Origin of the sequence: Kineosphaera limosa NBRC 100340, assembly GCF_000298215.1 — a bacterium.
Classification (GTDB): Bacteria; Actinomycetota; Actinomycetes; order Actinomycetales; family Dermatophilaceae; genus Kineosphaera; species Kineosphaera limosa.
Genome location: NZ_BAHD01000107.1, coordinates 1 through 11,057, shown reverse-complemented (window position 1 = coordinate 11,057; position 11,057 = coordinate 1). Strand labels below are relative to the sequence as shown.

General features: G+C 70.9%; 10 protein-coding genes, 1 tRNA gene and 1 pseudogene. 6 read left to right on the top strand and 6 right to left on the bottom strand.

The annotated features are described in order from the left end of the window. Nucleotides 1–186: 186 nt before the first annotated feature. The 3 genes from KILIM_RS20635 (at nt 187) to KILIM_RS20625 (ending at nt 3,527) form a co-directional block, all read left to right on the top strand. Entirely contained in the window at nt 187–1,887 is a 1,701-nt protein-coding gene (locus KILIM_RS20635; RefSeq protein ID WP_006594698.1) for an HNH endonuclease signature motif containing protein, read from the top strand. Between the two features lie 61 nt (nt 1,888–1,948). Beyond that, a complete protein-coding gene (locus KILIM_RS20630; RefSeq protein ID WP_006594697.1) occupies nt 1,949–2,722 on the top strand; it encodes a DNA alkylation repair protein in 774 nt (257 codons plus the stop codon). Between the two features lie 157 nt (nt 2,723–2,879). Next, nucleotides 2,880–3,527, top strand: a complete 648-nt coding sequence (locus tag KILIM_RS20625) for a hypothetical protein (protein ID WP_006594696.1) — start codon at nt 2,880–2,882, stop codon at nt 3,525–3,527. A 68-nt stretch (nt 3,528–3,595) separates the two neighbouring features. On the opposite strand, the gene KILIM_RS20620 is transcribed toward KILIM_RS20625, so the two are convergent. The 3 genes from KILIM_RS20620 to KILIM_RS20610 all read right to left on the bottom strand — a co-directional run bounded on the left by KILIM_RS20620 (nt 3,596) and on the right by KILIM_RS20610 (nt 5,684). Then, nucleotides 3,596–3,685: transfer RNA gene (locus KILIM_RS20620), tRNA-Ser, on the bottom strand. A 101-nt stretch (nt 3,686–3,786) separates the two neighbouring features. After that, nucleotides 3,787–5,112, bottom strand: a complete 1,326-nt coding sequence (locus KILIM_RS25380; RefSeq protein WP_006594695.1) for a PPOX class F420-dependent oxidoreductase — start codon at nt 5,110–5,112, stop codon at nt 3,787–3,789. Nucleotides 5,113–5,177: 65 nt separating this feature from the next. Beyond that, the gene (locus KILIM_RS20610) at nt 5,178–5,684 is read right to left on the bottom strand and encodes a nucleoside deaminase (RefSeq protein WP_051988913.1); all 507 of its coding nucleotides are present in this window, start codon (nt 5,682–5,684) and stop codon (nt 5,178–5,180) included. A 163-nt stretch (nt 5,685–5,847) separates the two neighbouring features. Here KILIM_RS20610 and upp point away from each other — a divergent pair, with 163 nt between their 5' ends. Continuing rightward, nucleotides 5,848–6,486, top strand: coding sequence for a uracil phosphoribosyltransferase (gene upp, locus KILIM_RS20605; protein WP_006594693.1), 639 nt, complete (start codon nt 5,848–5,850; stop codon nt 6,484–6,486). Between the two features lie 90 nt (nt 6,487–6,576). Here the strand turns inward: upp and KILIM_RS20600 are convergent, their stop codons facing one another. Together KILIM_RS20600 and KILIM_RS20595 are read right to left on the bottom strand one after the other, a co-directional pair. After that, on the bottom strand, nt 6,577–7,329 hold the full coding sequence (locus KILIM_RS20600; protein WP_006594692.1) for an exonuclease domain-containing protein: 753 nt from the start codon (nt 7,327–7,329) through the stop codon (nt 6,577–6,579). A gap of 12 nt (nt 7,330–7,341) precedes the next feature. Then, complete coding sequence (locus KILIM_RS20595) at nt 7,342–9,201, bottom strand: DUF294 nucleotidyltransferase-like domain-containing protein (RefSeq protein WP_246308467.1); 1,860 nt, start codon at nt 9,199–9,201, stop codon at nt 7,342–7,344. A 226-nt stretch (nt 9,202–9,427) separates the two neighbouring features. Between KILIM_RS20595 and KILIM_RS24405 the strand changes: the two genes are divergently transcribed. Both KILIM_RS24405 and KILIM_RS24760 read left to right on the top strand, forming a co-directional pair. Further along, complete coding sequence (locus KILIM_RS24405; RefSeq protein WP_006594690.1) at nt 9,428–9,598, top strand: hypothetical protein; 171 nt, start codon at nt 9,428–9,430, stop codon at nt 9,596–9,598. Nucleotides 9,599–9,632: 34 nt separating this feature from the next. Then, nucleotides 9,633–10,547 carry a PH domain-containing protein gene (locus KILIM_RS24760; RefSeq protein WP_006594689.1) on the top strand — a complete coding sequence of 305 codons (915 nt, stop codon included), beginning with the start codon at nt 9,633–9,635 and terminating at the stop codon, nt 10,545–10,547. Between the two features lie 18 nt (nt 10,548–10,565). Here KILIM_RS24760 and KILIM_RS20585 read toward each other — a convergent pair. Next, nucleotides 10,566–11,057 (bottom strand): annotated as a pseudogene (locus KILIM_RS20585) (hypothetical protein); the annotation flags it as partial.

The window sequence follows — 11,057 nt, the reverse complement described above, 5'->3', positions numbered from 1 at the left end:
ACTTGACCCCAGCCCCCTAGTTGTGATGCATTTCACACTCGATCGAGGTTCGGAGCGTGCGCGAAATTGCCTGGGACTCAGGGGAATTCGGACGACCAACGAACACTCTTCAATTCCTTTGTCTCGCAGCATAATTCATCTATTAGTTCACATGTTGCCCAAATATTTGTTCGATAGACTCAGGACATGAACCTCACCGCGGCGGACCTCGTGAACTGGCTCGATGCCGGGTCCGGGACGCTGCTCAGTGAAGCGGCTGACCTGACCCGCCTCCGAAGCGACGACCTGGCCGGGCTGGCCGCGGGCGCGGCAAAGATCGTCAATGCGGCGAGGGCGTTTCAGGCGGCCGTGGTGATGGAAGCCCGGCAACGCGGGGTCATCGCGGCCTCGGACAACCCGAAGACGTCGGCTTGGGTCGAGCAGTCGTGTCGCGACGGCGAGGTGCCGCTGGCTCCGGCGCAGGCCCGCGGGCTCGATGAGGTCTCCCGGACCTGCTCCACTCCGGATGTCGCCCGGCTCAAGGATGCCGTTGTGGCCGGGGAGTGCACGGTCGAGTCGGCGGCGATCATCGCCTCGACCTACCGGCGGTTGTCGCCCAAGGTCGACGTCCGCGGCTGGGACACCGTGCTGGACCAGCTCATCGGCTGGCTCGGCGAGGGCGCGACCCGTAAAGAGATCGCGGAGTTCGAGGACGTGCTGCTGTCCCAGTACGGCACCCAAACGACCCTCGAAGACGAGCACGAACAGAAGCGCGCCAACCGGACCATGTCCGCGCTGAGCTTGAACTCCAAGACCGGGATGTTCGAGTCCAAGATCGTGATGGACCCCGTCAACGAGGCCGTGTTCAGCGCCGCCCTCCACGCCTTGTCCAAGCCGCACGTCGACCCAGACACCGGCGAACACGACCCCCGCACCCCCGGCACCCGGCGGTTGGACGCGCTGGTCACGATGGCCACGCACGCCACGAACCCCGACAAGACCGTCCGCGGGTCCGGCGCCGCCGCGCGGATCATCGTGACGATCCCGCTGGCCGACCTCGTCGGCGGGATCCGCAAGACCAGCCTCGCCGAACAGTTGGGATTGTTCCCCACAGACGGTGAGCCGACGGGTGGCGACGACCTCGGCGTTCCCCACGCCTGCGGCGAGGGCTCTTGCTGCGGCGAGGCGAGTGACTCGGCGGCCAACGGGACCCGGGCTGGCGTGCTCGGCTCCGGCGTGCTGGGGCACGACACGATCCGCTCCAGCATCGCTGGGTGCGGGACCACGCGGTACGGGCAGGTCCTCTCGCCGGCGGACGTGCGGATGCTGGCCTGCGACGCACAGATCATCCCCGCCGTCCTCGGCACCCGCAGTGAGCTCCTCGACCTGGGCCACGCCCACCGGCTCGCCAAGCCGGGATTGGTGACCGCGCTTGAGTTGCGCGACAAGACGTGCACCTACCCGGGGTGTCGAATACCGGCCGCCTGGACCGACAAACACCACATCAAACACTGGGCCAACGGCGGACCAACGACCAGAGGCAACATGTGTTGCCTCTGCCGACACCATCACACCGTGGTGCACCGACACGGCCACATCGCGACCGTCACGCCCTACGGGGTCACCTGGACGCGCGCCGACGGCACACCCATCGGCAACCAACCCCGCCCCGACGACGACGGCGGCAACGGCAGCAAGAGCTGCGACGTGCCCGGCCACGACCGCCACACCACGGATGAGCGCGACGGTCACCGCCTCACCGGCGGCGGCAGCGGACGCGACGGCAGCGGACGCGACGCGGCTGGTGGTGACGACGAGACAGGCAGCCGCGGGAGCGAACCGCTACCGGCAGCGCTGCTCCTCGAACGCAGAGCCCTACCCAGCGAACAGTTCACCTTCGTCACGTAGCTGCAGCCAGCCGCGCGTTCTGGCGCGACTCGACTACGCGTGGCGGCGACGACAGGGCACGATGCTGCAGGTGAGCACTGACGACGCCCGCACTGGTGAACCGCTGCGCCGCGATGTACGGGCCCGCCGCGATGCCATCGAGGCGATCCGCGCGACGCTTCAGGCCGAGGCCGATGCGGATCGGGGGGCGCAGCAGCAGCGGTACATGAAGTCGAGCATGCCGTTCTACGGGCTGCCGATGCCGCTGCTGCGGCGCCGCCTCAAGCCGATCCTGCGCGACCCGGCGCTCCTGCCAGCCGACCGCGACGAGTGGGAGGCGACCGTCCGGGCGCTGTGGGACGAGGCCGGCCACCGCGAAGAGCGCTATGCCGCCATCGAACTCGCCGGCGTCCGCGCGGCCCGCGACTGGCAGGACCCGCAGACCCGCCCCCTCTACGAACACCTCATCCGCACCGGCGCCTGGTGGGACTTCGTCGACGCGATCGCCTCCGGTCTCATCGGGCCCATCGTCCGCGCCTACCCCGCCGAAGCCGACCAGATGCGCGAATGGGCCCACGCCGACGACCTCTGGGTCCGCCGCACCGCGATCATCTGCCAACTCGGCTCCGGCCCCGCCACCGACCTCGACCTCCTCGAAGACGCCATCGACGCCAACGTCGAAGGCACCCCCTTCGGCTCCGAGTTCTTCATCCGCAAGGCCATCGGCTGGGCCCTACGCCAGCACGCCCGCATCGACCCCGGCTGGGTCCGCGCTGCCGTCGACGGCCGCCGCGACGTGCTCTCCGGCCTCAGCATCCGCGAAGCCACCAAACACCTCGCCGACGCATCGTCGTAGGCGCGAGCCGCTGGTTACGGACCAGTCGAGGCGTGACCGCGTTACCGTGAAGGCAAGGTTCGGGCCAAGGCCGCAGGTGGGGAGGGGCTGTGAGCGACGCCGATCTCCGGGCGGCACAAGCCGCGGATGTCCGGGCGGCACAGACCGCGGACGAACGTTGACCGCGCGTCGGCGTCTGCCTCTCATCGCCTCGACGTGGGCAACCATCACCCTGCTCGCCGCGTGCACGCTCGAGTCGGATGTGCCCGAGTTGCGCTTCGAGGTCGACCCGCCACCCAACGGAGCCTCCGGGATCGTGCGGGACGCCGCGGCGACGTGGACCTTCGGCATTCCCAACCTGTGCCTGAACACCCCGGGCAGCATTACGATCCGCGAGGTGCGGCTCGCCCCGCCGAACGAACTCGTGCTCGTGCGCTTCGGAGTGCGGGAGATTGCCGCCGACATGGGCGTCGGTGCTGTTCAAGAGCCCATGGCCGACTACGGCTATCGCACCGCGCCCGAGCCCGCCACGATCACCGGCACCTGCCCCACCATCAGTTCGCCCCGCCCGAGCGAACCCCAGGGCGACACGCGCGAGGGCAGCACGAGCAAGATCTCGACCTGGTCGCTGGCCGTCGAACTGAAACCGACCGGGGCGCACCTCTCGGGCCGGATCACCGAACTCACCGTGATCTACGGCGCCGCCAACAGCGACAACGCGGGCCCGACGCGCAAGATGACGATCCCGATGACCCTGCGCCTGTGCACGCCCACCGAGGGCGGGCCTGAGTGCTTGGAGCCGGGAGCGGCCAGAGCGTTGGGCTGACCCGCGAGAGTAGGGGCACACGGCAAAGGCCCCGAACCGGTTGCTCTACGGTCTCGGGGCCTTTGCGCTGGCGGTGGCGGTGGGATTCGAACCCACGGTGGAGTTGCCCCCACACACGCTTTCGAGGCGTGCTCCTTTGGCCGCTCGGACACGCCACCGCCGTACAGGTTACCTAAGGGCTGGTGCGCGGCGGAAATCGGTTCCGGAGAGGAGGTCGCTGGAGCGGGTGGAAGGGCCGCGTCGGGGCGGGTGGGTCGCGTCAGCCGAGCCGCACCCGGAGGATCGTGCGGTCGAGTTGCTCGCGCTTGAAGAGGCGCTCGGCGCGCAGCATCACTGCGTACTGCCAGCCGTACTTGCGCCGCAGCACCGCCGAGCCGCGGGCCACCTCCGCCGCACCGGCAGCGAGGGTCGCCTGGCCATCCGCCGCGAGCGCGCCCGGCTGGATCTTGCCCAGGCGCGAGCACACCTGCACCCGCACGCGGGGGTCGCGGCGCAGCCGCTTGATCTTGCCGCTGTCCGTCGGCGTCGTGAACACCAGCTCGTCGCCGTCGCGCGCCACCCACATCGGCGTCGTCACCGGCTCGCCCGAACGGCGGAACGTCGTCAGCGCCACGAACTCCGCCGCACCCAGTCGTTCGAGCACCGAGAGGTTCCCCGACGGCGTGCCCACCGGCTCAGCAGCGGCCGGCTCAGCAGCGGGCGGCTCAGCAGCGGCCGGCCCACCGGAGGCGCCCCGCACCCGCGCCAGCACCTCGTCGACAACGAGCCGGGGCTCGATCTCGGGCAGCCAATGCCCGGCCCGCACGGGTACGAATCGGTAGTCCGCGCCGACGAACTCGCTCGTCTTGAGCGCCGCCGCCCGGCCCAGATAGGGGTCCTGCTCGCCCCACACGTAGGTCGTCGGCACGGTGACGACGCCCAAGCCGAGCCGGGCTCCCCCACGCACCATGGCCCGGTACCAGTTGATCGGACCGCGCAGGCGCTCGGGCTCGGCGAACCGATCCGCGTACCGCCGCACCTCCGCCGGCGGCAGACCCGCGCCGCGCAGCGCCCGGGGCAGCTGCCGGGCGAGCAGCCGTTCGGGCAACCGCGGCACCTGGAACGCCCCCATGTACCAACTGCGTAGTACTTGGCCGTGCAGCATCGCGGCACCCATCGCCGCCGGATGCGGGGTCGACAGCACCGTCAGGCTCGCGACCCGCTCCGGGTGCGTTGCGGCCAACGCCCAGGCCACCCCGCCGCCCCAGTCGTGCCCGACAAGGTGCGCCCGCTGCACGTGCGCCGCGTCGAGCAGCGCCACCACATCACCGACGAGGTGCTCCATGGCGTAGTCGCTCACCGCCGGTGGGCAGGCACCCGGCGAGTAGCCGCGCTGATCCGGAGCCAGCGTGCGCAGCCCCGCCTCGTTGAGCTGCCGCGCGACCGCCTGCCAGCAGTGCCGGTCCTGCGGGAAACCGTGCAGCAACACGACCGCCTCGGCGCTGCCGAGGTGGGAGTGCCCGGGGTCGGCCTCCCTAGGTACAGCGTTGCCGGGCGCGGCGTCGCTGACGTCGAACGTCAGGCCGTCGTGGCGGTAGGAGTCCATGGGCTCATCCGATCACGAGCGCGCCGCCGACGCGCACTCGCTCTAGCCGCCGATGAGGCCGTCGATCAGCCGGAGGGTCGGGGGCGGCGTGCGGCGAAGAACTCCCGTAGGAGGGCGGCCGAGTCGCCCTCCCGCAGACCGCCGACGACCTCCGCGCGGTGCGACGCGAAGCGGTCGCGCGGCAGGTCCCACACCGAGCCGCAGGCCCCCGCCTTGTCGTCCCATGCACCGAACACGATCCGGCCGACCCGAGCCTGGAGCGCCGCCCCGGCGCACATGGCGCACGGCTCCAGCGTGACCAGGAGGGTCGTTTCGTCCAGGCGCCATCGGCCCCGACCCTGCGCCGGCGCCTCGGTCGCAGACGCGGCCGCCTCCCTGACGTCCGCTGCGCCCCTCTGGGCAGCAGCAGCGCGCAAGGCCAGCACCTCGGCGTGCGCAGTCGGATCGCCGTCGCGCTCCCGCCGGTTCACACCCCAGCCGAGCACGTTCCCCTCCGGACCCAGGACGGCCGCCGCGACCGGCACCTCACCGGCCCGGCCGGCCCGCGCCGCATCGGCGAGCAGCCGCTCCATCACCGACTCCAACCCCGGCTCGACCCGCACGTCGGCCCGCTCCTCCCCCGCCGGCGGCAACCACACCTCATCCGGGTTCGAACCGGCCCCCGCAACGGCGTCACCGGCGGGCGATCGGCCGGGCCTTGGGTCATCGACGCCGCTCACGCGCTAAGTTTCCCCCATGCGCGTCCACGTGGTCGACCACCCGCTCATCGCCCACAAGCTCACGTACTTGCGCGACAAGCGCACCGACTCACCGACGTTCCGGCGTCTGGCGGAGGAGCTGGTGACGCTGCTCGCGTACGAGGCGACCCGTGAAGTGCGCGTCGAGCCGTTCGACATCGAGACCCCGGTCGCCCCGACGTGCGGCATCAAGCTGGCCACCCCCAAACCGCTCATCGTGCCGATTCTGCGCGCCGGCCTCGGCATGCTGGAGGGCATGGTGCGGCTGCTGCCGACCGCGGAGGTCGGCTTTCTTGGCATGGTCCGCGACGAGGAGACCCTCGAGGTCAGCGCCTACGCCAACCGCCTGCCCGACGACCTGTCGGGCCGGCAGTGCTTCATCGTCGACCCGATGCTGGCCACGGGGCACACCCTCGTCATGGCCATCGACTACCTCGTCGGTCTCGGCGCCCGCGACATCACCGCCGTGTGCCTGCTCGGGGCCCCGGAGGGGATCGACCACCTGCAGGCCCACCTCGCCGACGTGGAACCGCCGGTGACCCTCGTGCTCGGAGCGATCGACGAGAAGCTCAACGACCAGGGGTACATCGTGCCCGGCCTCGGCGACGCCGGAGACCGCCTCTACGGCGTCGTCTGAGCCGAGCCCCGTCATCCCGCTCGGCGCAACGAGCAACACTGTGCTCCTGCGACCTAGCGAGCTCCTTTGACCTAGCGAGGCGGGGCAGACCTAGTCGAGAATCCGGCCCAGCTGCAGGTCGCCGCGAGCCCCCAGCTGCGACACCTGCGCGAGGTACAGCTCCGCGCAGGCCAAGGCGTCGGTCAAAGCGTCGTGCGCCCGGTACCGCGGCAGTCCGAAGTGCTCGCGCGCGGCGCCCAGCCGCAGCTTGCCCGGCCGGAACCCGGCGCCCTCCGGCCCGGCCACGATGAGGCGCTGCAGTTCGAGGGTGTCGACCGTCGTCAACGGCAGGTCGATGCCGTGCAGCGCGCGCGAGGCGGCGGCGAGGAAGTCGCGCTCGATGGCCGCGTAGTGGGCCAGCAGGATGCGTCCGGGCAGGGCGGTGAGCAGCAGGTCCAGGGCCTCGTCCAGGGGCAGCCCCGCGGCCACCACGTCGTCGGTCAGGCCGTGCACGGCGGCGCTCTGTCCCACGTCACCAGAAGCCCGCGCCCCCTGGCTGCCGGCCGCGCGACGGCCCTTGCTCGACGGCGGCCGCACCAGGCACCCACCGGCTCCGGCGAGCCGAATCGTCAAGCCGTCCACAGGAACCCACCCCATCGACAGCACGAGGTCGGTGCGCGGATTCAGCCCCGTGGTCTCGATGTCGACCGCGAGCAGCTTGGCCTTGCGCAGCGGCGTGTCCGGCCCGTTGACGCGGCGGCTCAGCACCTCCAGCAGGGGCCCCGGCGGTGCCGACCGAGCCAGCCTGCCGCGCCGCCGGGCCGCCCGGGCGGCGGGACTGAACGGCGTGGTGAACATCCGCATCAGCGCACCACCTCAGACCCGGGCCGCGGGGTAACGCTGCGCCAGCTGCGCCTGGACCGAGCGCAGCACCCCGAAGGCGTCGCGCAGGTGGCGGCGCTCCAGGCTCGTCAGATGCGCGGGGTGAACGTGGTTGTCGGGGGCCCGCTCGTCCTGAATGTTGCGCACCATGTGCTCCAGCCGCACGTAGGAGATGAACTCGTAGGCGTCGCGCAGTTCCGCCGCGCTCTCTGGGCTCAGAAGGTTGGCGTTCGCGGCGTCGGTGATCCGCTCGTGGGTACGCATCGCCGGCGAACCGGCCGCCAGGGCGTACACGCGCGCGGTCTCTTGCACGACACCGATGCCACCCCACTTGAGGTTGAGGGTGTCCTTGTGTTCGCCCTCCTTCTGCAGCACGAAACCGCGGAAGAACCCCAGCGGAGGTTCGTGCCGCACCGCCTGCGCGGCCATGAGCCCCAGAAACCGCGGCGACTCCTTGGCCTGCGCCTGCACCCCCTTGTACAGCTCGGTGAACAGGCTGGTGTCGCCGTAGAGGGCACGGGCGTCGAAGAAGATACCGGCGTTGAGCAGGGCCGCCGGAGTCGGTTCGTGCAGCCAGCGGGCGAACTCCCGCCGCCAGCCGGTGAGATTCTGCCGCCACCGCGGGTTGGTCGCCATGACATCGCCGTCGCACAGCGGGTAGCCGCACTGCTCCAGCCCGGCGACGACCTTTTCGGCCAGCGCCGCGACGTACCGCTCCCCCTCCGGTCCGGCGTCGTCGGCCAGGATGATCGCGTTGTCCTGGTCGCTGCCGAGCGCCGACTCGCCGCGGGCCTGCGACCCGAGCACCATCCAGCAGTAGGGCGCGGGCGGGCGGCCCAACTCCGCCTCCGCCAAAGCGATGACCTTGCGGCCGACCGAGTCGGCGACCGCCGTGACGACCTTGCCGATGTCGTCGGCCGTCGCGTCCTGACTGACCAGCCGCGCGACCGTGCGCGGCAGCCGCGCGGCGACCTTGGCGACGCCCGCGACGCTCGACTGCGCGGCGATATCGCGCACCAGGTAGACGGGGTTGGCATGCTCGAGGCGCACCAGGTCGGTGCTGGTGATGACGCCGACGGGGCGGCCGGCCTCGACGATCGGCAGGTGGTGGATCGCGCCGTCCATCATGTGCAGCAGCACCTCGAAGGCCAGCGCCTCCCCCGAGACGACGATCGGGTCGGGCGTCATCACCGAGGCAATGGAGGCGGAGGTGTCGGCGCCGGCTGCGACGACCCGTTTACGCAGGTCACGGTCGGTGACAATGCCCAAGATGCGGTTGCCCGACATCACCAGGACCGACGAGACATCGCGGTTGGCCATCATCCGCGCGGCATCGCGGATGGACAGCTCCTGGGTGGCCTCGACGACCGCGTGCCGGATCATGTCCTTGGCGCGGGTGCGCAGCACCGCCATGCCCGAATCTGCCACGTGCGCGCTGGCGATCGCGCCGTGCATCCGCTCCCGCCGCTGCCCTAAGAAGAACTCGCGAAACTTGGGGTTGGCGCCCGCGATGCGGTGCCAGTCGTTACCGGCGATGACGTACAGCAGCGAGTCCTCGATGGCCACGGCGCGGAACTTCGACGGATCGCCCTCGACCAGGGTCATCGTGCCCAGGGACGAGCCCTCGGCGGCGCGCTCGATGAGCGTGTTTGTGGCGTCGCGGATGTCGAGCGCCCCGCTGCGCACGGTGTAGAAGTCCGTGTTGTCGCGCCCGACGGACAGGATCTCCTCCCCGCGCCGCGCGTACCGGACGGTGATGACCGAGACGACCTCCTCGAGCACCGCAGCGGGCAAGTCACCGAAGGGCGGGTACTGGGCGAGAAAGTCGCGCACTTCGTGGAGTTCAACGTCCATGCGCATAGTGAACACGCGCCGACCCGCCCGCGTGGCGATGCGCAACGAATTGCGTGGATCCACCCAGATGGGGCGCGCCCGGCGTGTGCGTGCACGTCCCCGCAGATCCCTGTGATTCGATAGAACTCGCGGTCTGTCTCCAACCCCCCGACCACGGCTGCGCCGCACGAATCCCCCAGCGGGTCAACTCAACCCGTCACGATCCCAACGCCACGAGGAGCATCAGATGCCTGGACAGGTGAAGAGGATCTTCGTGTGGATCTTCTGGATCTTCGTCATCTACGCGATCTTCACCAGCCCCGACCGGGCGGCCGACCTCGTCATGACCGTGTGGGACATCATCGTCAACGGCTTCGCCTCCATCGGCATCTTCTTCGACCGACTTCTGGGGCGGTAGGCGCAGGTTCGCCCCTCCGCCTACGCTGAACGGCATGCCGGCCCGCAACCTCGATCACCTGGAGCGCTACCTGCTGCGCGGAGAGAAGATCGTCGTTGCTGTGCACCGGCACTGGGGCGTGGTCGCCGAACCCGTCGCCCTGGCGATCCTCGGTTTGATCGCCGCGGTGTGGCTGTCGGCGACGCTCGACCCGTCGGCCGGGCAGCTCGCAGATCTCGTGTGGTGGCTCGCGTTCGCGCTCGTCGGCCGCGCCCTGTTCTACCTGTGGGAGTGGCACCGGGAGTGGTTCATCGCCACCGACCGGCGGCTGCTGCTGATCTACGGATTCATCGTGCGCAAGGTCGACATGATGCCGCTCGGCAAGGTCACCGACATGACCTATCACCGCACGGTGCTGGGCCGGCTGCTCGGCTACGGCACCTTCGTGCTGGAGAGTGCCGGGCAGGACCAGGCACTGTCGAACCTCGCCTACATGCCGCGACCCGACGCGACGTACAAGGCGATCATCGCCCAGATCTTCCACCGCGACGGCGACGAGCCGGTCGACGGTCCCGACGAGGACTACGAGGACGAGGTCTACGAGGAAGAGGACCCCACCCGGCGCAGCCGCTTCGCCCAGCACCTGCAGCGATTCTCGGGGCGGCGCGGCGGCCGGGACGAGCGGCAGGTCGGCCCGATCCGCGAGGTACGCGACCCCCGGCACACCGCAAGCTTCTACGGCGACGGCGAAGTGTCCCGGGCTCGCGGCGAGGTTCGTCGACACCCGCACGGTCGCGGCGGCGAGCCGGACGATTACGAAGACGACGACACTGCCGGGCTGGACCTTCGCGAGCTGCGCCAGCACTCACGCGGGCACACGATCTACCGCAGCACCGACGGCGACGGCACCGAAGATCCGGGCCACAACAGCTCCTACGACGACCCGACCCGTTCGTGGCGGTGGCGCTGAGCTAGGCCCGCGCGCGCCTCAGCGGTGGGGGCGGTCCGGCTCCCAGGGGCCCAGGCGCAGGGCGTCCGCAATGTCGTCGACGATCCGGTCGACCTCCTGCAGCGTGTGACTCGCCTCCTGCACCGGCTGCGGGCGGGAGCTGCCGCCCGCACCCACCGCCTCTGCCTCCTCGGGGCGCCGCTGGCCCAAGGCGTCGGGGGGCCCGGTGGGCAGAGCGAGCGGGCCGGTGGTCGGGTCACCGAGCACGATGCGCGGCAGAAACTCGGTCGGGGCGTCATCGGCCGCCGGCGCGTGAGGCGTCGCTGGGGAGTCGGCGAGCGTGCCGGCCACGAACGTGCCGCTGGCACCGGCCGGGACGACGAGGCCGGTCACGGGGTTCGCGACCGGGGCATCCGCCGGGCGCACCGGCGTCGCCGGGTCCCCCTCCGGGTAGGGCGTGGGTGGCAGCACCGGCTTGCCCTTGCGCACCGGCCGTGGTGGTGCGACCGCGCGCCGGGCGCCGACGCGGGC